Raw genomic sequence first — 19,499 nt, 5'->3', positions numbered from 1 at the left:
CCGGTTCCCGGTGCGCCCCCGGCACCTCAGAGCTTCGCCAGCTGCACCCGCAGCGTGTCCAGCCCCATCGAGCCCATCTCCAGCGCCCGCATGTGGAACGCCTTGAGGTCGAACGCCGACCCGTGCCGCGCGCGGGCGTCCGCGATCGCGTCGAGCCACATGCGTTCACCGAGCTTGTACGACGTCGCCTGCGCCGGCCACCCGAGGTAGCGGTCCACCTGGTCGCGCGACAGCGACTCGCGGACCGTGGTGCGAGTCAGGAAGAACTCCAGCGCCAGGGCGGGCGTCCACGCCGACCCCTCGTGGAAACCGGTGCCGCGCGGGATGGTCAGGCCCAGGTGCAGACCGATGTCGAGGATCACCCGCGTCGCGCGGTACAGCTCGTCGGTCAGCGAGCCGAAGACGTCGCCGTCCGACGACACGTATCCCAGTTCGCGCATGAGCTTCTCCGCGTACAGCGCCCAGCCCTCGCCGTGGCCGTAGGAGAACGCCAGCAGGCGCTGGTACTTGTTCAGCCTGCCCGCCTGGTGCACGGCGGTGCCGAGCTGGAGGTGGTGACCGGGCACGCCCTCGTGGTACAGCGTGGAGATCTGCCGCCAGGTGTGGAACCGGGTCTGGTCGGCCGGCGCGCTCCACCAGGTGCTGCCGGCGCGGGAGAAGTCCTCGGTGGGCGCGGCGTAGTACTGGCCGGCGGACCCGCCGGGCGGCGCCTGGCGCACCTCGAACCTCATGAGCTCGTCGGGGATGTCGAAGTGGACGCCGCGCAGGTCGCTCAGCGCCTGGTCGCTCAGCTTCTGCATCCACGCGCCGTACTGGTCGCGGCCCTCGACCAGGTAGCGGGGGTCGGCGTCGAGGACGACGGCGGCCCCGGCCAGTGACGCGCCGGGCTCGATCCGGTCGGCGAGCGCGAGCATCTCCTCCTCCACCCGCGCGAACTCGCCCCACGCCCAGTCGTACGCCTCGTGCAGGTCGATGCGCGCGCCGAGGAACTGGCGTGACCACAGGGCGTAGACGTCCGGGCCGACGCCGTCGCGGTCCGGTGCCTGCGGGGCGATCTCCTCGCGCAGGCGGGCCGCGAAGCCGGCGAACGCCGCGTTGGCCGCCTCCGCGCGTGTCCCCAGGTCGGCGCGGAGGCTCGGCGAGACGCCCTCGGCACCGCGGACGAACTTCGTGAAGAACGCCTCGGGGTCCGCGTTGCCCGCCCAGGTGTCGCACTGGCCCGCGATCTTGGTCAGCTGGCGGCCCGAGGTGGAGGTGCTGCGCCGCAGGGCGCTGGCGAGGGAGGCGGCGAGACCCTCCAGCGTCTGCGGCACCTTCGCGAGCCTGCGGGCGACCTTTTCCCAGTCGTCCGGCGTCTCGGGGTTCATCAGGTCGAACGCGATCCGGATGTCCTGGATCGGGCTGTTGATCGTGTTGACGCAGGCCTCGTCCAGCCCGGCCTCGAACATGTCCAGCTCGGTGCCGACGCGTTCCCGGAACACCTCCCGCGCCAGCTCCTCGCCCTCGTCGGCAGCGGTGGCGGTGGCCATCTCGCGCAACGTCCTGGCGCGCAGCTCGCCGCGGGCCCGGTAGCCGTCCGGGGAGAAGTCCGTCAGGTCCTCGTCGTGGCCGGGGATGCCGAGGTAGCTGCCGTTGATCGGGTCGAGGGCGGCGAACTCCTCGATGTACCGGTCGGACAGCGCGTGGACGTCGGTCAAGGCTTCCTCGCAAGAAGTCGGAGCTCGTTCAGGTGGTCCAGGCCGGCCAGCACCTGCTTGGTGTCGATGCCGAAGTCGATCAGGCACGCGATCTCGTCGACGCCGATGGCGCGGGCCCGTTCGACGACCTCCAGCGCCTTGGGCACGGTGCCGAGCAGGCCGCCGTCGTCGTAGTAGCGGTCGAACGAGCGCTGCACCAGGAAGTCCACTTCGGACTCGCGCAGCTTCGCCGGGTCGATCCGCTTCGCACCGGGCAGCTGCGAGCCCAGCAGCAGGTTGATGGAGCTGCGCAGGTAGGCGGACATCGGTTCGCGGACGACCTCGCGCACCTCGTCCTCGTCGTCGCCCAGGAACGCGTGCACCATCAGCACGACGTGCGCGGCGTCGCCCGCCTCCGCGCGGTACTGCGCGATCTTGTCCGCCAGGTCGTCCAGGTCCTGGCCGAGCAGGTGGGTGAGCAGGCCCGCCCTGATCCGGCCCGCGTTGCGGAACGTCTCCACGCCGCCCGCGCTGGTGACCCAGATCGGCAGCTCGCGCTGCACCGGTGGCGGGAAGATCCGCACCTCGGCGGTGTTGCCCGCACCGTCCACGAAGGACTGGGGCTCGCCACGCCACAGGGCGCGGATCTGCTCGACGTTGTCGAGCACGACCTGGCGGCGGTTCTCGTAGTTCTCCGGGCGCAGCACGAAATCCGTGGCGTGCCAGCCCGACGCGAGCGAGATCCCGGCCCGGCCGCCGGAGAGGTTGTCGACGACCGACCACTCCTCGGCTACCCGCAGCGGGTGGTGCAGCGGGGAGACCACGCTGCCCGCGCGGATGCCGATCCGGTCGGTCACGGCGGCGATCGCGGCGCCGGTCACGGCCGGGTTCGGGTAGATCCCGCCGAACGGGTGGAAGTGCCGCTCGGGCGTCCACACCGCCGTGAAGTCGTGGGTGTCGGCGAACTTCGCGCCCGACAGCAGGAGGTCGTACCGGTTCGCGTCGAGCGAGCAGTTGTCGTTGGCGAAGTAGAACAGGCTGAAGTCCACCGCGGTCACACCGCCTTGTCCTGGAGTCGGGTGGCGGCCGCCCACCGGGCGACCGACGGCGCCGCGAAGCCCGCGGCCAGCAGCAACGCGCCGAGCACGAGCCAGCCCGGCCAGCCCTGGTCGATGATCAGCGTGGTCACGACGAGCGGTGTGACCATCGACCCGAGGTTCGAGGTCATGCCGAAGAAGCCCTGGTACTGGCCGTGCGCGTGTTCGGGTGCCAGCTCGAACGCCAAGGCCCACGACCCCGCGCTGTAGAGCAGCTCGCTGATCGCGTGCACGACGGCGCCGGCGAGCAGGAACGCGATCGCGACCCACGCCGACTGGCCCTGCGCGAACGCGAACAGCGCGCAGCACACCGCCAGCAGCAAACCGCAGCGGCGCAACGCCTTCGCGCCGCCCTCGATCGTCTCGGCGCCCTCGCTGGCCCGCACCTGGAACAGCACGACCATGATCGTGTTGAGCACGAGGATCACGGAGTAGAGCACGGGTGGGGCGCTGGTCTTCTGCGAGATCCAGATGGGCAGTGCGACGAGCAGGATGCCGACGTTCATCACCAGCAGGACGTTCAGCAGCCCGAACACCGCGAACGGCCGGTCCTTCAGCACCTCCCACCGGCTGGCGCCCGCGGGTCGCGCGACCCTCTGCGCGTTCGGGAGCTTGAGGTACACCAGACCGCTGGCGGCGTACAGGACCGCGCAGATCACCAGCAGGACCACGTACACCGGACGGGAGTTCGCCGTCAGCGCGACACCGCCCGCCAGCGCGCCGACCGAGAAGCCGATGTTGTTGGCGGACCGGGTGTAGGCGCGGGCCTTGACGCGTTCCTCCGGTGGCATCGCGGCGGCCACCACCGTCGCCTCCGACGAGTGCGCCCCGGACTCCGCGACGTAGACCAGTGTCGCCACGACCGCGAACGCCACGGCGTTCTCCGCGAGCACGTACCCGGCGATGAACCCGCCGCGCACGATGTGGAACGCGACCGCCGCGGTACGGGCGCCGATGACGTCCGTCAGGTGTCCCAGCGGGACGCTCACGGCCATCTTCAGCGCGGCGGCGACGGTCAGGCCGATGCCGACGTGGGTGGCCGGGATCTGCACCGAGTTCGTGAAGTACAGCACGACGACGGTGAGCAGCATGCCGTTGGACAGGCCGTGGCCCGTGTTGGCCGCGACCAGCACCCTGACCGGGCCCGCCGGCGGGTAGACCTGGCGGATCAGCCTCTCGTGCAGCGCGGTCACGACGTCACCCGCTCGCGCAGCACCTTGCGGTCGGCCTTGCCGTTGGCGTTCAACGGGATCTCCGGCAGGTGGTGGAAGCGCCGGGGCACCATGTGGATCGGCAACCGCTTGCGCAGCCACCGCACCAGCTCCACGGTGGTGTGCGCCTCGCCGGTGAAGTACGCGACCAGCTCGGTCTCGGCACCGGTGTCGGCCGCGATCACCACGACGTCGCGCACGCCCTCGTGCCCGCGCAGGGCGGCTTCGACCTCGCCGAGCTCGATCCGGTAGCCGCGGATCTTGACCTGGTTGTCGAGGCGGCCGAGGTGCACCTGGTGGCCGTTCTCCTCGCGCACCCGGTCACCGGTCCGGTAGTAGTGCTCGCCCGACAGCGGCAGGTGCGCCGGGAGGAACCGCCCGGCGTTGTCGGCCGGGTCGAGGTAGCCCGCGAACCGCTGCGAGCCGCGCACGCACAGTTCGCCGTCGGCCAGCACGACCGAGTCGAGGAAGCCGTAGACCGGGCCGATGGGCACGGTGTCGTTCGACGTCTCCGGCCAGTCCGCCGGGTCGAGCGGCAGCGTGTACTCGGTGCACGCCACCGTCAGCTCGGTCGGGCCGTAGACGTTGGTGATGGCCGCCCGCGGTGCGACCTCCTGCCACGCCCGCGCCTGGCCGTAGGTGAGCTGCTCGCCAATGAAGATGCTGTGCCGCAACGAGTTCTCGACGCCCGCGGGCAGGTTGCCGAGGTTCGCGCTGACCGAGACGACCGACGGCACCGAGAACCAGTGCGTGATCTTCCGCTCGGCGACGTACTTCACCGGTTCCAGCAGCTCGGCCCGGTCCGGCACGACGAGAGTCGCGCCGCCGCCCCACGTGACGAACAGGTCGAACACCGACGGGTCGAAGGTGAGGTCGAACGTGTGCGACATCCGGCAGCCCGGCCCGACCTCGAACTTCGCGATGTTGTGCGCGAGGTACGGCGCCAGGTTGGCGTGCGTGATCGGCACGCCCTTGGGCCTGCCGGTGGAGCCGGAGGTGAACAGCACGTACGCGACGTCCTGCTCGAGCGGGCCGGGCAGCTCCCCGTCCCGCTCGTCCACTTCGGACAGCACCAGGTCGGGCTTCGCCAGGTCCAGGATCGCCTGGTTGCGCGACTGCGGGTGGGCCGGGTTGATCGGGGTGACGGTGGCACCGAGCCGTTGTGCGGCCAGGTACCCGAGGTAGGTGGGCAGGGACCGGTCGGCGGGCAGTGCGATCCTGCGCGGGATCGAGCCGTGCGCCGCGAGGACGCCGGCGGCCACCGCGTCCGACCGCTCGCGCAGCTCCCGGTAGGTCAGGGCCTGTCCCCCGACCTCGATCGCGACGAGGTCCGGGTGGCGCTCGGCCGACCGCGCGAACCAGTCGTACAACGTGTTCATGCGAGCCTCACCGCGTCCAGGGTCATGGTGGTCGGTGGCTCGTGCCGCTGCGGCACGAGGTGGAGGTGCTGGACGTCCCGCGTGTCCACGGAGGCGAGGCACGCGCAGTCCTCGGTGCGGAACCCGGCGAACCGGTAGGCGACCTCCATCATGCGGTTGCGCTCGGTCTTGCGGAAGTCCGCGACGAGGTGCGCGCCCGCCCGCGCCGCCTCGGTGGCGAGCCACCGCAGCAGCACCGCCCCCGCGCCGAACGCGACCACCCGGCAGGACGTCGCGAGCAGTTTCAGGTGCCAGGCCGTGGCGTGCTTCTCCAGCAGCAGCAACCCGACCGCGCCGTGCGGGCCGAACCGGTCCGCCATCGTCACGACCAGCACCTCGTGCCCGGGGTCGGCCAGCAGCGCGCGCAGGTCCGCGTCCGAGTAGTGCACGCCGGTGGCGTTCATCTGGCTGGTGCGCAGGGTCAGCTCCTCGGCCCTGGCCAGCTCGTGCTCGGTGGCGCGGCTGATGGTCATGACCAGGTCGAGCGACCGCAGGAACTCCTCGTCGGGACCGGCGTGCTCGGCGCGTGCAGTGTCCCGGCGGAAGCCCGCCTGGTACATCTCGCGGCGCCGCGCCGAGTCGACGGTGATGGTCGCCGGCGTGAACTCCTCCAGCTCCAGCAGCTCCGAGACCCGTTCGGCCTCGTAGACCCGCACCTCGGGCAGGTGGTAGGTCACCTCGGCGCGTTCGGCCGGCTGGTCGTCGATGAACGCGATGGCGGAGAGCGCGAAGTTCAGCTTGTCCGCGATCTCACGCACCGAGTCCGACTTCGCGCCCCACCCGATCCGCGGCAGCACGAAGTACTCGGCGACGCCGAGCTTCTCCAGCCACTCCCAGGCGTGGTCGTGGTCGTTGCGGCTCGCGACGGACTGCAGGATCCCCCGCTTGTCCAGCTCGACGATCGTGTCGCGGATCTCGTCGGCCAGCGCCGGTTCGAAACCCTCCAGCAGGGTTCCCGCCCACAGGGTCCGGTCGAGGTCCCAGACGAGGCATTTCACAGTTCCCACAACGTCACCGCCCAGGCGGCGACCGGGCTGTTGTTCAGCACCAGCACCAGATCTCCCTCGGCGAGCTGTCCGCTCGCCAGCAGCCGGTCGAGGTTCAGCACCACGTCCATCGCGCCGAGATGGCCGTAGCGGGCCAGGTTCTCGCGGCAGACGGGGTGGATGCGAACGTCCAGAAGGGACTCGTAGAAGCCGTACGCGCCCGCGGTGACGTTCTGCATCAGCGTCGCGGCCACGTCCGACCGGTCGATCCCGGCGTCCGCGAGCACGGCCTTCACGAGCTTGCCGAGCCGCACCTTGCTGTGCATGGCCAGCTCGAAGCGGTAGCGGTCGGGCGAGGTGCACTCCTCGCGCCACTCGTACCAGGGCGTCTGCTTGTAGTCGACGCCGAACAGGTCGTGGAACGCGCCGTCGGTCTCCATCCGGTGCGCCCGCAGGACCGGACGGCCGCCCCTGACCAACGTCATCGCGCACGCGCCGTCGCCGATGACGGTGACCGGGAACCGCACCCGATCCGCGCCGGTCGGCCTGCTGGCGTGGGTGATGAGCACCGCCTGCTTCGCCGGGTCGGCGAGCAGCAGGTCGCGGCCGAGCGCCCAGGCGGCGCTCGACCCCGTGCAGCCCAGGCCGTCGACGGTGAACGCGAACGCGCCGGGCAGCTCGGCCTCGGCCTGCACGCGGCAGACGTCCGAGCCGAGCAGCACGTCCGGGGCCCGCGGCCCGACCAGCACCAGCAGGTCGGGCTCGACGGGGTCGCGTTCCAGGAGCTCCCGGGTGACCCGCACGGCGAGGTCGCCGGCCGTCACGTCCTCGAACTCCGAGATCGTCTCGATGCCGCACGCCCTGGCGAACTCCGCCTCGTCGTGCCCTAGCGCCTCGAACTCCGGCAGCTCGCCCACCGCGACGAGCCGGTCCGGCAGCACGCAGTGCACGGATCCGATGCCGATGCTCATGCCGCACCCGCCAGCAGCAGCCGCGAGATCTCGTTGCTGCCCTCGATGATCTCCATGAGCTTCGCGTCCCGGTACGCCCGCGCCACCGGGTGGGTATCCCGCGCCCCGGCCGACCCCAGCACCTGGACCGCGGTGGCCGCGCCGCGCGCCGCGTTCGTCGCCGCCACGTGCTTGGCGAGCACGGACGCCGTGACGAGCTCCGGCGTGCCGTCGTCCCAGCACCGGCTGGCGTGCTCGCACATCCTGGTCGCGACCTGCTCCGCGACGAGCAGGTCGGCGAGGTGCCCCGCGACCATCTGGTGCTCGGCCAGCAGCACGCCGAACTGCGTCCGCGACCGCGCGTGGTCCGTCGCCGCCCGCAGGCAGGTGCGCAGCATTCCCACGCAGCCCCAGGCGATCGAGAGCCGGCCGTAGGTCAGCGCGGAGGTCACCAGCAGGCCGAGCGACATGCCGGCACCGCTGAGCAGGTGGTCCGCGGGCAGCCGGACGTCGTCGAGCCGCACCACCGCGTGCCCCGCCGCGCGGCACCCGAGCGGTTCGGGAATCCGTTCGACGTGCACCCCGGGCGTGTTCGCGGGCACCACGACGGCGGCGGCGCCCTCGCCGAACCTCCCGAACACCACGACCAGGTCCGCGTACGCGCCGACCGTGATCCAGACCTTCCCGCCCGAGACGACGACCTCGCCGCCCTCACGCCGGATCTCGGTCGTCATCGACTGCAGGTCGCTGCCCGCACCGGACTCGCTGAACGCGACCGCGGCCAGCTCACCGCTCGTCAGCCGCGGCAGGAACTCCGCCCGCTGCCTGCGCGACCCCAGCCGCGTGACGACCCACGCGGCCATGCCGTGCGAGGTCGCCACACTCCTGGTCGAGCCGCACAACGTGCCGAGGTGCGCGGTCAGCTCGCCGTTCTCGACGCTGGACAGCCCGAGACCGCCGTCCGCGGTGGACACCTGGGCGCAGAGCACTCCCTTGGCGCTCAGCTCGCGCAGGACCTCGGCGGGCAGCACGCCCGTGCGGTCCCACTCGGCCGCCCGGCCGGCGATGCGCTCGGTCAGCAGCTCCAGCGCCGAGCCGAGGACGTCGCTCACGGTGTGGCCGCCCGCAGCTCGTGCACCATCTTCTCGATGCGGTTGATGGTGCGGAAGTTGTCGATGCTCAGGTACTCGCCCTCGACCTCGACGCCGTGCGCCTTCTCCAGGTACACCACCAGTTCCAGCGCGAACAGCGACGACACGACGCCCGCGGCGAACAGGTCCTCGTCCGGTTCCCACGCCCTCTTGGTGCGGGAGACGAGGAAGTCGTGCAGCCCCACAGTGACGTTCACGCCCAGACTCCTCCGTGCTCGTGGAAACCCTTGCCCGTCTTGCGTCCGAAGTCGCCGTCGCGCACCTTCGCGAGCAGCAGGTCGCACGGCGCGTAACCCGCGTCGCCCGTGCGTTCGTGCAGCACCCGCAGGCTGTCCGCCACGTTGTCCAGCCCGATCAGGTCCGCGGTGGCGAGCGGCCCGGTGCGGTGGCCGAGGCAGCCCTCGAACAGCCGGTCCACCTGGTCGGGGGTGGCCAGCCCCTCCTCGACGATGCGGGCGGACTCGTTGATCACGCGTTGCAGCACGCGGTTGATGACGAACCCCGGCCCGTCGCCGACGACGACCAGGTCGCGGTCGAGCTGTCCGAGGAGCGTTCGGACGGCGTCCATCGCGGCCTCGCTGGTGCGCGGGCCGCGGATGACCTCGACCATGCGGATGACGTACGGCGGGTTCATGAAGTGCGCGCCCGCCACGTCCTCCGGCCGCTGCACCACCGACGCCAGCTCGTCGACCGGGATGGCCGAGGTGTTGGTGAGCAGCAAAGTGCCCGGCGCGACGATCGCCGACACCTCGGCGAGCACCTTCGCCTTGAGGTCGGCGAGCTCGGTGACGGCCTCGACCACCGCCCCGGCGGCCGCGACGTCGCTGAGGTCCGTGGTGCACACCAGCTCGCCCACCGGCCCGGCCTTGGGCATCGTGCCCATGATCTTGGCGCCGCGCAGCTGCTGCTTCACCGCCGCACGCGCCGTGGCGAGCTTGTCGTCGTCGACGTCGACGAGGGTGACGTCGATGCCGTGTCCGATGGCGAGCGTGGCGATTCCCGTGCCCATCACGCCCGCGCCGAGTACCGCGATCACGAGTTACCCCCGAGTCCCTGCTGTCCCGCTGCCGTGGTCTCCGGCAGCACGGCGCGCATCGCCGCGTTCCGCTCCGCCAGGTAGGCGAGCCCGCCCCGCAGGACCGAGGTGGTCGGCGCGGAGCTGAGGTCGTTGTCCCGCAACCAGGAGCGCCACGCCGTGGCCTCCATGCCGTCCTCGCCGAGCTCGTGGCCCTCGACCTCGTAGAGCGCCATCGTGGACAGCACCTCGTTGCCGGTGGCCAGTGCCTCCCCGCCGACCAGCGCGAGCCACTCGTCCGAGGGCAGCGGCTTGGTCTGGAGGTCGAGCAGCTCGAACACCTGGCGCAGGCCGTGGCACTTCTCGTCGATCAGGTGGTACGCGCGGCCGACGGCCCGCGGGTCGGCGGACAGCTCCGCGATCGCCCTCGACACCACGTCGACCGGTGCCATCGGGTTCGCCCGGTCGTCGACCGGATGCGCTCCCACGGCCAGGCCGCTCGCGAGGATGTGCCAGATCAGGTCGCGGTCGTTGCACGCACCCGTGCGGCTGTCGGCGAGGATGAACCCCGGCCGGAAGATCCGCACGCGCATGCCGTCGGCCTCGGCCCGTTCGAGCAGCCGTTCCCCCGCCCACTTGCCGGCGCCGTACCCGCCCTGCTGCGGGTCGAGCGACTGGGCGCGCTTCTCCAGCACCCTGCCGTCCGCGCCGAGCGCCGGGGCGGTCGCGGCCACCGTCGAGACGAAGCTGAACTCGCCGACGCCGCTCTCCCGCATCCACCGCAGCAGCTCGACCATCGGCAGCACGTTGTCCTCGCGCAGCACCCGGTACGGCTCGGTGAACACGACCTTCGCGGCGACGTGCAGCACCTGGCCGACGTCCGCGGCCAGTTCGGGGTGCGCCCGGCACACCTCGCCGACCTGGCGGAGGTCACCGGGGACGGCGCGCACGCGCGACGGGTCCGGTGCGGGCAGCAGGTACTTCCCGGCGGCCTCGCTCAGCCGCGCCCACGCCTGCGCCTCGTCGTCCGCGCGGACCAGGCAGTGGATGGTGCCCTGCCTGGCTTTCTGGAGCTCGTGCAGCACGAACGCGCCGAGGAAGCCGGTCGCGCCGGTGAGCAGCACGCCGGTCCCGTTGTTCGGCGGCGCGACGTCGCCGAGCGGCAACTGGATGTCGGCGTCCATCAGGTCGCCGTCGCCGTCCGCGATCGGGTCGATGTCGGCCGCACCGCGTTCGGCGCCGGCGAGCTTGCCGCGGATGATCTCGGCGATCCGGCGCACGGTGGCCCGGCTGCCGCCCGCGCGGTGGACGTTCACCAGCACGCCGTGGCGTTGCTGGAGCTCGAACGCCATCTGCACCGACAGCAGCGACGTGCCGCCGAGCGAGCCGAACTCGTCGTCGGTCCCGATGGTCTCGACGCCGAACAGCTCGCGCCAGACCTCGGCGACGTCGCTCTCCACGTCGTCGCCGGCAGCGGCCTTGTCCACAACGGCCTTCTCCGCAACGGGTTGCGCCGCAACGGCTTGCGGCACCGCGGCGATCGGCGGCAGCCGGTCGAGCAGCCAGTACCGCCTGCGCTGGAACGGGTATGTCGGCAGCGCGACCCGGCGGCCCTTCGACACGGCGTCCCAGCGGACGTCGACCCCGTGGAGCCAGGCCGTGGTCAGCGCGTCCCACAGGCCGGTGCCGACGACGACCGCGTCCTTCGGCGGCGAGGCCGGGGCTTCCGCCACGACCTGCGTGGAAGCGGGCAGTGCGGCGAGCAGTTCGGGTGAGGCCTCGCCGACGACGACCACGCGCCGGGCAGTGCCGCGCTTCGTCTGGACCGCCGGTGGCCGCGGCAGTCGCAGGGCCGCCGCGAGCTTCTCCGGTGCCGCGGTGACGACCCGTCGTTCCGCGAACGACTGACGGCCGACCCGCAGCGTGTGGGCGATGTCCCCGGCCGAGTGCTCGCCGCGGTCCAGCTCGTCGGCGAGCCGCTTCGACATCGCGTCCAGCTCCCCGCGCGACCGCGCCGACAGCACCAGCCGCACGACCTCGCCGGGTTCGGCGGACGGCTTCGTCGCGGCGGGCGGGGCGGCGAGGACGGCGGCGACGTTCGTGCCGCCGACGCCCATCGAGTTGACCAGCACGTGGCGGTTGGGATCGGTGTCGCTGCCGGCCGTGCGCGTCAGGTAGAACGGGCTCTCGGCCAGCTCCCCCTCGTCGCGGGCGCGGTCGAAGAACGGGTGCGGCGGCAGGTTTCCGGTGTGCGCGATGTGCACGGCCTTGATGAACCCCGCGATGCCCGCGGCCGGTCCGCAGTGCCCGAGGTTGGTCTTCACCGACCCCAGCCCGACGAACCCGGTGCGGTGCGTGCTGCGCCGCAGCCCCTTGCTCAGCCCGATCAGCTCGACGTGGTCGCCCAGCGGCGTACCGGAACCGTGCGCCTCGACGTAGCGCAGGTCGTCGGCCGACACCCCGGCGATCCGCAGCGCCGTCGCGACGACCTCCGCCACGCCGGCGGGACTCGGTGCCGTGTACCCGGGCCGGTCGGCGCCGTCGTTGCCGACCGCACTGCCCTTGACGACCGCGAGGACCGGGTCGCCGTCGGCCAGTGCGTCCGCGAGGCGCCGCAACGCCACCACCCCGACTCCGGAGCTGAACGACGTGCCCGTCGACTTCGCGTCGAACGACCGGCAGAACCCGTCCTCCGACAGCAGCCCACCGGGCTGGTAGTGGTAGCCCGCCAGCGGTTCCAGTGCGGTCGAGCCACCGGCCAGCGCGATGTCGCACTCACCGGAGAGCAGGCTCAGCACGGCGTAGTGCACCGCGTACAACGACGACGAGCACGCCGTCTGCACGCTCACCGCCGGACCGCGCATGCCCAGCTTGTAGGCCACTCGCGAGGTCAGGAAGTCGGCCTGGCCGCCGAGCGTGAGACCGAGGTCGTCGATCGCCGCGGCAAGCCCTTCCGCCTGCGTCTTCGCCGCGAACACCGCCGCCGAGTACGTCCCGGCCGCGCTGCCCGCGAAGACGCCCGTGACGGGACCGTCCTTGCGCGGCGGGTGCCCGGCCGCCTCCAGCGCCTCCCAGCAGACCTCGAGGAAGATGCGCTGCTGCGGGTCGATGATGTCGACCTCCGCCGGCGGGTAGCCGAAGAACTCGCCCGCGAACTCGGCCACGCCCGGCAGGGACGTGCCCTTCGCGACGAAGTCCGGCTGCGCGGCCACGTCGTCGGAGATGCCGCCCGCCCGGCGCTGCTCGTCGGTCAGGTCCTGGACGGACACCCGGCCGGCGTCGATGTTGCGCCAGAACTCCTCGGGCGTCCACGCGTCCGGGAAGCGGCAGCCGACGCCGACGACAGCGATGTCGGTGTCGCTCATGAAGCCTCCCGGCGCGAGCGGCCGAGCAGCGCCGACCGCGACGTCGCCGCGGCGGCGACCGGTTCGCCGCCGCCCTCGAGGAACTCCGCCTGGGCCAGCACGGTGCTGTGCTCGAAGAGGTCGGCGGCCTTCAGGTCGCGGGTCGTGAGATCGTTGAGGCGTTCCCAGAGCAGCAGCAACAGCAACGAGTTGCCGCCCGCGTCGAAGAAACTGACCTCGGTGGGCACCTCGTCCGGCGTGATGTCCAGTGCCTCGGCCCACGCTTCCCGCACGTGATCGAGCTTCGTCAACGCAGTGTCTCCTCACAGGCGGGGCGATCGGGGTTCGTCACGAGCGCGGCCGCCGCCTTCTGGACGTCCGCGAGCAGGTCTTCGATCGTGCTGTCGTCGAACAGGTCGGCCTGGTACGCGGCGGACAGCCGCAGACCGGACGCGGTCTCGACGACCGTCAGTTCCAGCTCGTACTTCACGGCCAGCGGGTCGAGCGGCAGCAGCACCCCGCCGAGCGGTGGCCGCCACTCGTCCTCCGCGGCGACGTACACCGGTGTCAGCGCCGGGCGGCTCAGGTCCCGCCGCGGGTGCAGCGCGGCCACCACCTCGTCGAACGGGACGTCCGCCGCCCGGTAGGCCACCGAGGCGGCGTCGCGCACGCGGGCGAGCACCTCCCGCCAGGTCGGGCCGCCGCGCAGGTCCGCCCGCAGCACGAGGGTGTTCACGAACATCCCGACCGCGTCCGGGTGTTCGCGGCCCGACCACGGGAACGCGAACAGGAAGTCGCGCTGGTCCGATCTCCCCGCCAGCGCGACCGCGAGCACCGCGGCCGTCGCCGCGAACGCGCTGCAGCCCGACTCCTTGGCCACCGCCCGCAGGTCCGCGACGTCCGCGCCGCGGGTGGCGCCGAGGATGCTCTGGACGGACGCGCGCGGCCGGTCGTGCGGCAGCCGCACGTCCGTCGGCGCGCCCCGCAACGCGGCGATCAGGTCCGACGAGTCCGCCTGGGCGCCCGGTGGTTCCTCCGCCACCGGCTCCGGCAGGTCCTCCCCGCGCACCACGGCCGCCACCTGCTCCAGCAGCACGCGGACCGACGCGCCGTCGACCACCATGTGGTGGGCGCACAGCACGAGCCGCACCCCGGTGGCGACCAGGACGAGCTCGGCCCGCACCGGGGCGTCGGCCGCGAGGTCGAACGGGGTCCAGCACAGCTCGGCGACGTGGTCCGCGAGCTTGCCCTCGTCCCAGCCGCGCGCATCGGTGACCGTCGCCCGCGCCGGTGGTCCCGACGTCGTGCGGACGACCCGCTTCTGCCCGTGGTCCAGGCGGAAGCGCGAGCGCAGGGACGGGTGCCGCGCCAGCACGGTGTCGACCGCGCCCCGCAGTTCGTCCACTCCGGTCTCACCGGGGAAGTGCACGACGGTCGGCACCAGATACGCGGCGCGCAGCTCGGGAATCCGGTCGAGGAACCAGAACCGCTGCTGCGTGGAGGTCGCCGGTCGCGGACCGTCCACCGGGGCCGCCGCCGGTTCCGGTCTCGCCGTCGCGCTCCGCAGCAGCTCGCCGAGCCGGGCGACCGTCGGGTCCGCGAGGAACTCGCTCGGCCGCACCGCCGCGCCGTGCTCCCGCCGGGCGCGGGCGAGCAGGCCCACCGCCAGCAGCGAGTGACCGCCGAGCGTGAAGAAGTTCGCGCCGCGGGCCGGTTCCGCGATCTCGACACCGGCCTCGGCCAGCACCGCGCGGAACAGCTCCGCCGCGTGCCGTTCCGGCTCGGAGAGCTCTCCGCCGTCCTGGACCACCGCGGGTACCGGCGAGGGCCGCGGGGTCTCCAGCGGCCCGTGCGGCAGCGCGAACCCGGCGAGCGGCGCCTCGGGCTCGGCCACCGCGCGGGCGAGCAGCGCGACGAAGTCCTCGGCCAGCCGCGGCCCGAGCTCCCGCGGGTACCGCTGGGTGTCGTGCTCCAGCGTGCCGACGACGCCGTCGGCGGTCTCCTCGACGATCAGCAGCACGTCGTACTTGGCCGTGCCGGTCGGCAGCACGTCGGGGGCCGTCCACCTGGTCGTGTCCGGCGCGGGCATGTTCTGCAGGGCGAACCCGACCTCGGCGAGTCCGCGGCCCGGGGTCCTCGCGACCAGCTGGTCGAACGGGATGCGTTGGTAGGTCAGGGATCCGAACGCCTCGCGGCGCAGCTCGGCGCAGCGCCGCGCGAACGTGGGCGGGCGCGTGGTGCACCGCAGCGGCACGGTGTTGACGAAGAAGCCCACCAGGTCCTCGACCGCCGGGTGCGTGCGGTTGGCCGTCACCGCGCCGATCAGGAACTCCTCCCGCGCGGACCAGCGGCCGATCACCTCCGCCCAGGCCGCGAGCAGCACGACGAACGGCGTGGCGCGCAACGACCCCGCCAGGTCGCCCACCGCGGCCCAGGTGCCGGCCGGGAGGGCGAAGCGGTGCTGGTCGCCCGTGTGGACACCGTCCTGGACCGGCCGCGCCCCGCCGAGCCTCAGTCCGGCCGGGACCGTCGCCAGCTCGGCGGCACGCCGGGTGAGCAGCGCCTCGTCGAGACCGGCGCGGTCCCACACGGCGAAGTCCGCGTACTGGACGGGCAACTCGCCCAGCTCCGGCCGCCGGCCGGCGAGCTCGGCGTCGTAGGCGGTGCCGAGGTCGCCGAACAGGGCCGGCAGCGACCAGCCGTCCACGGCGATGTGGTGGATCGTCAGCAGGACCGCGTCCCCGCCCGGCAGTCCCTTCCAGACGGCGCAGCGCACCGGGGGCTCGGCGGCCAGGTCGAACCCGCGCCGCGCCTCGGTCTCCGGGGCGTGGGTGATGACCTCCACGGGCACCCGCGCCTCGCCGACGACCTGGACGCGTTCGCCGTCGCGGTCCTCGTAGGTGGTCCGCAGCACCTCGTGCTTGCGCGCCACCGCGAGCAGCGCCCGGTGCAGGGCGGCGACGTCGACCTCGCCCCGCCAGCGGAAGAACAACGGCACGTTGTAGACCGGGGACTCGGGTGCGGCGGTGTTCACGAACCAGAGTCGTTCCTGGGCGAATGACAGCGGTGCGACGGTCGAGTGGAGCCTGGCGGGCCCGTTCATCCGACCGCCCCCGCGGGACGCACTCGTGCACCCAGTTCCGCGGCGGACTCGGCCAAGAGGATTTCCGCCGGCTCGACCGAGGTAATCAAGAATTCATTCATCCTCGCCGCGGCCTGAACCGCGAGCAATGAGTTCCCACCCAAATCAATGAAGTTGTCGCACGGTTCGACCTGTGGTACCCGGAGTACTTCCCGCCACACCCGGCAGATGTCATCAACGGATTCTATGGGCAGATCGCCGTCCGTTCTTGACACCGTTTCGAGCAGGGCGAGCAACTCGCCGCGGTCGGCCTTTCCCGTCGGACCCAGCGGTACGTGCGACAACACGACCCAGCGCGCCGGGACCATGTAGTCCGGCAGCACTTCCGCTAAACGCGCCCTCAACGCGACCGGCAGTTCTTCCTGGCCACCGGCGGTCGGCAGGGCAAATCCCACGAGCGTGGCGGCGGGGCCCTCGCCGACCTTCTCGACGAACACGGCGTCGACGAGCCCGGTCGCCGCGGCGGCCTGTTCGACCTCCTCCAGCTCGATGCGGAAGCCGCGCAGCTTGACCTGCCGGTCCCGGCGGCCGACCACCTCCAGGGCGCCGCCCGGCAGCTGCCGGACCAGGTCACCGGTCCGGTAGATCCGCTCCCCGGCGGCCGGGGCCAGGACGAACCGCTCCGCGGTGAGCTCGGGACGGCCGAGGTAGCCCAGGGCGACACCGGGCCCGCCGATGCACAGCTCACCGGTCTCACCTGCGGAAACAGGCCGCAGGTGCTCGTCGAGCACGTGCAGGGTCGTCTTCTGCAGCGGGTAGCCGATCGGCGTGCGGGCCACGTCGCGCATGGCCTCGGCACTGCACTCGAAGACCGCCGCGAACGTGGTGGTCTCGGTGGGGCCGTACCCGTTGACGATCCGGCCGGGCGGGCGGGAGCCGAGCACCCGGCGCACCATCTCCGCGTCCAGCTGCTCACCGCCGACGACCAGGTGTTCCAGCTGCTCGAAGGCGGTCGGGAGCTCCCGTGCGACGGAGTGGAAGAGCGAGGTGGTGAGGAACATCGCCGTGATCGACAGCTCGCCCAGGGCGGCGGCCCAGTCCTCGAGGACGAGGTCCACCGGTGACGGGATGGCGACGACCGCCCCTCCCGCGGCAAGGGGCGCCCACACCTCGAAGGTGGTCGCGTCGAAGGCCGGGTTGGACAGGCTCGCGACCCGGTCGTCCGGGCCGAGGGGGCAGTAGTCGGCGTCGGTGACGAGCCGGACGACGGCCCGGTGCGGCACGACCACGCCCTTCGGCCGCCCGGTCGAGCCGGAGGTGTAGGCCACGTACGCGGGGTCGTCCGGCCCGATCTCCACGGTGCCGACCTGCGACGACACCTCGTCCGGCACGGTGACCGGGGTCAGTCCGGGCGGCAGCGGGGTCGTCCAGCGGGTCCGGTCCCGTGCGTGCAGGACGACCGCGGGCGCAGCCTCGTCGAGGATGACCGCCAGGCGGTCGGCGGGCGCGCGGTTGTCCAGAGGTAAGTAGGCGGCGCCGGCGCGCAGGACGCCGAGGAACGCGACGACGAGGTCCACCGACGGGTTCACGGCGACGGCGACCAGGTCACCGCGCCGGACGCCCCTGGCCACGAGGCCGGCCGCGAGCGTGCCGGCGAGGTCCCACAGCCTGCGGTACGTCAGGTCCTCCCCGTGGCCGCTCACCGCGACGGCACCGGGGCGCCGCTCCACCTGGTCACGGACGAGCGACAGCACCGTCCGTTCATCCGGACGCATTGATCTCCACCCCCGCACACGTTCCACCCGACCCCGCATAAGGGAGCCGAATAAGCCGATTCAGATCTCGTATTGGATATCGCGTCTGCACGCAAAACTGCCGGTGCACCCCATGACAAAGTGGATCCCCCCGGACCCCGACGACCCGAAAGCGCGCACCTCCGGGTCAGTTGCACAACGATAACTGGGCCATCAGGTGCTGCAATACGCCGTTCAGTTGAACTGACTCCGGGAGATCTTCTTCTCCCATTCCACCCCACGAGCGCGTCTGCTGTGTACAGTGCGCGGCATGCCAATCGCGTTCGCGGACCGGGACCGCGTGGATTGATCACGACGTGCCGGGGGGATCATTTCCGCCGGTAATCGGGCATTGTCCGAAACCGATCAGCGCGGCCGCGGTACGTCCGGGAGGCCTGAGGGGGCAACGATGTTCGACGCGGCGTTCGATGCTGCGGTCAAGAGACTGCTGGTACCGGCGGCGGGCACCGAGGTGGTGGCACCGCTGCTGGCGTCGCTCGTGCAACTGACGCGCCCGCGGCGGGTCCTCGAGGTCGGGATGGGGTACACGACGCCCTACCTCGCGGCGGCGCTCGCACAGGTCGAGGACCAGGTGCGCACCGAGTCGGCGGCGCTCGCGGCGAAGACGGCCGGGCACCTCGCCACCACCGGCGCGCTCGACACCGACTGGGTCTACGCCGAACCGGCACTGCGCGCACCGGGTTTCTACCTGGAGCCCTACGAACCGGAGTTCGTCGCCGTCGACGACCTGTCCATCCCCGACTCGTCGGCGGGACAGGTGCTCGACGTGCTCGGCTCCCTCGGTCTCGCCGACCGCGTGCAGGTGATCAACGCCAACGTCCGGGAGTGCCGCGACCTGCTGCCCGACGGCTTCGCCCCCATCGACCTGGCCTGGGTGGACGCATGGGAGTGCCTGTACTTCTTCGACCACTTCTGGGACCTGCTCAACCCGGACGGCGGCCTGCTCGTCCTGCACTACCTGATGACCTACCCCGAGGGGGAGGCCGTCCTCGACTACATCGCGAAGGTCGGACGCGCGAAACCGGGCGAGCTCGAGATCGTGAACCTGCTGGAACCGCACAAGGTGCTGCAGAACAGCCTCACGGTGATCCGCCGCACGAGCGCGGGCAGGGCTCGCTCCTTCGCCCGTCCGGGCGGCAAGCTGGACTTCGACGGCGAGCTGCGCCGTGAGGCCGAGACCCAAGCGGGGAGATAGAGCGTTGCCCGACTACATGGACCAGGACACCGCCTGCCAGGCGCTGACGACCGACCGCGACCACCTGCTCGCGGCGATCGAGGCGGACCTCGCGGGTACCGCCCCGCAGCTCCACCACAACCCGCTGCGCCCGGAGCCGATCACCGTCACCGACCTGGTCGCCCACGTGTCGATGTGGGACGAGATCGTGCTGGCCGTGCTCACCGAGGCCCAGGCCGGCCGCGCGCACTGGTACGTCGACGCCCGCTGGGAGACGCGGGACTGCGGCCGGGCGCTGAACGCGGGTGGTGTGGCGGCGGGACGGCTGCTGCCGCCGGAGCTGGTGCACGACCGGTTCCGGACCGTCCGCGACGCGCTGATCGCCGCCACGGCGTCCGTCGATCCCGTGCGGTGGAAGGAAGAGCTGCCGTTCCGGCACTCCGGCGAGGAGCCGCAGACGCTGGCGGGGTTGTGCTACAAGGTGAACATGCCGGAGGCCGACCCGACGCAGTCCAAGGTGTACCAGCACGCGAGCGTGCACCTCGGGCTGTGACCGGGAGGGCGCGGCAGGTGTGCCGCGC

At 72.1% G+C, this 19,499-nt stretch carries 15 protein-coding genes; 2 read left to right on the top strand and 13 right to left on the bottom strand.

The features are described from left to right. Nucleotides 1-26 precede the first annotated feature (26 nt). Genes ACFWGZ_RS27135 through ACFWGZ_RS27075 form a run of 13 tightly spaced genes read right to left on the bottom strand, consistent with a single transcriptional unit; the run spans nucleotide 27 to nucleotide 17,705 of the window. Nucleotides 27-1,697 carry a DUF885 domain-containing protein gene (locus ACFWGZ_RS27135; protein WP_382454401.1) on the bottom strand — a complete coding sequence of 557 codons (1,671 nt, stop codon included), beginning with the start codon at nucleotides 1,695-1,697 and terminating at the stop codon, nucleotides 27-29. Then, nucleotides 1,694-2,734, bottom strand: a complete 1,041-nt coding sequence (locus ACFWGZ_RS27130; protein WP_382454400.1) for an LLM class flavin-dependent oxidoreductase — start codon at nucleotides 2,732-2,734, stop codon at nucleotides 1,694-1,696. Before ACFWGZ_RS27130 ends, ACFWGZ_RS27135 begins: the two co-directional genes overlap by 4 nt. Next, on the bottom strand, nucleotides 2,731-3,966 hold the full coding sequence (locus tag ACFWGZ_RS27125) for an MFS transporter (RefSeq protein WP_382454399.1): 1,236 nt from the start codon (nucleotides 3,964-3,966) through the stop codon (nucleotides 2,731-2,733). The genes ACFWGZ_RS27130 and ACFWGZ_RS27125 overlap by 4 nt, the downstream gene beginning before the upstream one ends. Next, nucleotides 3,963-5,363: an AMP-binding protein gene (locus ACFWGZ_RS27120; protein ID WP_382454398.1), complete on the bottom strand. Its 1,401-nt coding sequence runs from the start codon at nucleotides 5,361-5,363 to the stop codon at nucleotides 3,963-3,965. Before ACFWGZ_RS27120 ends, ACFWGZ_RS27125 begins: the two co-directional genes overlap by 4 nt. After that, nucleotides 5,360-6,409, bottom strand: a complete 1,050-nt coding sequence (locus ACFWGZ_RS27115; protein WP_382454397.1) for an HAD-IIIC family phosphatase — start codon at nucleotides 6,407-6,409, stop codon at nucleotides 5,360-5,362. The genes ACFWGZ_RS27120 and ACFWGZ_RS27115 overlap by 4 nt, the downstream gene beginning before the upstream one ends. Further along, nucleotides 6,397-7,359 carry a 3-oxoacyl-[acyl-carrier-protein] synthase III C-terminal domain-containing protein gene (locus tag ACFWGZ_RS27110; RefSeq protein ID WP_382454396.1) on the bottom strand — a complete coding sequence of 321 codons (963 nt, stop codon included), beginning with the start codon at nucleotides 7,357-7,359 and terminating at the stop codon, nucleotides 6,397-6,399. The genes ACFWGZ_RS27115 and ACFWGZ_RS27110 overlap by 13 nt, the downstream gene beginning before the upstream one ends. Then, complete coding sequence (locus ACFWGZ_RS27105) at nucleotides 7,356-8,450, bottom strand: acyl-CoA dehydrogenase family protein (protein ID WP_382454395.1); 1,095 nt, start codon at nucleotides 8,448-8,450, stop codon at nucleotides 7,356-7,358. Before ACFWGZ_RS27105 ends, ACFWGZ_RS27110 begins: the two co-directional genes overlap by 4 nt. Then, nucleotides 8,447-8,686, bottom strand: a complete 240-nt coding sequence (locus ACFWGZ_RS27100; RefSeq protein ID WP_382454394.1) for an acyl carrier protein — start codon at nucleotides 8,684-8,686, stop codon at nucleotides 8,447-8,449. The genes ACFWGZ_RS27105 and ACFWGZ_RS27100 overlap by 4 nt, the downstream gene beginning before the upstream one ends. After that, nucleotides 8,683-9,525 (bottom strand): 3-hydroxyacyl-CoA dehydrogenase family protein, encoded by an 843-nt coding sequence (locus ACFWGZ_RS27095; RefSeq protein WP_382454393.1) that lies wholly within the window; start codon nucleotides 9,523-9,525, stop codon nucleotides 8,683-8,685. Before ACFWGZ_RS27095 ends, ACFWGZ_RS27100 begins: the two co-directional genes overlap by 4 nt. Beyond that, a complete protein-coding gene (locus ACFWGZ_RS27090; RefSeq protein ID WP_382454392.1) occupies nucleotides 9,522-12,869 on the bottom strand; it encodes a thioester reductase domain-containing protein in 3,348 nt (1,115 codons plus the stop codon). Before ACFWGZ_RS27090 ends, ACFWGZ_RS27095 begins: the two co-directional genes overlap by 4 nt. Next, the gene (locus ACFWGZ_RS27085; protein WP_382454391.1) at nucleotides 12,866-13,159 is read right to left on the bottom strand and encodes an acyl carrier protein; all 294 of its coding nucleotides are present in this window, start codon (nucleotides 13,157-13,159) and stop codon (nucleotides 12,866-12,868) included. The genes ACFWGZ_RS27090 and ACFWGZ_RS27085 overlap by 4 nt, the downstream gene beginning before the upstream one ends. After that, a complete protein-coding gene (locus ACFWGZ_RS27080) occupies nucleotides 13,156-15,951 on the bottom strand; it encodes a condensation domain-containing protein (protein WP_382454390.1) in 2,796 nt (931 codons plus the stop codon). Before ACFWGZ_RS27080 ends, ACFWGZ_RS27085 begins: the two co-directional genes overlap by 4 nt. Then, nucleotides 15,948-17,705, bottom strand: a complete 1,758-nt coding sequence (locus tag ACFWGZ_RS27075; RefSeq protein WP_382454389.1) for a non-ribosomal peptide synthetase — start codon at nucleotides 17,703-17,705, stop codon at nucleotides 15,948-15,950. The genes ACFWGZ_RS27080 and ACFWGZ_RS27075 overlap by 4 nt, the downstream gene beginning before the upstream one ends. A 427-nt stretch (nucleotides 17,706-18,132) precedes the next feature. Between ACFWGZ_RS27075 and ACFWGZ_RS27070 the strand changes: the two genes are divergently transcribed. Together ACFWGZ_RS27070 and ACFWGZ_RS27065 are read left to right on the top strand one after the other, a co-directional pair. Further along, nucleotides 18,133-18,939: a hypothetical protein gene (locus ACFWGZ_RS27070; RefSeq protein WP_382454388.1), complete on the top strand. Its 807-nt coding sequence runs from the start codon at nucleotides 18,133-18,135 to the stop codon at nucleotides 18,937-18,939. Nucleotides 18,940-18,943: 4 nt separating this feature from the next. Then, the gene (locus ACFWGZ_RS27065; protein WP_382454387.1) at nucleotides 18,944-19,471 is read left to right on the top strand and encodes a hypothetical protein; all 528 of its coding nucleotides are present in this window, start codon (nucleotides 18,944-18,946) and stop codon (nucleotides 19,469-19,471) included. The last annotated feature ends 28 nt before the right edge of the window (nucleotides 19,472-19,499 follow it).

Source organism: Lentzea sp. NPDC060358, from assembly GCF_042725365.1.
GTDB lineage: Bacteria > Actinomycetota > Actinomycetes > Mycobacteriales > Pseudonocardiaceae > Lentzea.
This window is presented reverse-complemented; position numbering and strand designations above follow the sequence as displayed.

Excerpts from the sequence above, each read along its gene's own strand:
- ACFWGZ_RS27120 (WP_382454398.1), bottom strand. The coding sequence starts at position 5,363 with ATGAACACGTTGTACGACTGGTTCGCGCGGTCGGCCGAGCGCCACCCG.
- ACFWGZ_RS27110 (WP_382454396.1), bottom strand. The coding sequence starts at position 7,359 with ATGAGCATCGGCATCGGATCCGTGCACTGCGTGCTGCCGGACCGGCTC.
- ACFWGZ_RS27090 (WP_382454392.1), bottom strand. The coding sequence starts at position 12,869 with ATGAGCGACACCGACATCGCTGTCGTCGGCGTCGGCTGCCGCTTCCCG.
- ACFWGZ_RS27080 (WP_382454390.1), bottom strand. The coding sequence starts at position 15,951 with ATGAACGGGCCCGCCAGGCTCCACTCGACCGTCGCACCGCTGTCATTC.
- ACFWGZ_RS27075 (WP_382454389.1), bottom strand. The coding sequence starts at position 17,705 with ATGCGTCCGGATGAACGGACGGTGCTGTCGCTCGTCCGTGACCAGGTG.
- ACFWGZ_RS27070 (WP_382454388.1), top strand. The coding sequence starts at position 18,133 with ATGTTCGACGCGGCGTTCGATGCTGCGGTCAAGAGACTGCTGGTACCG.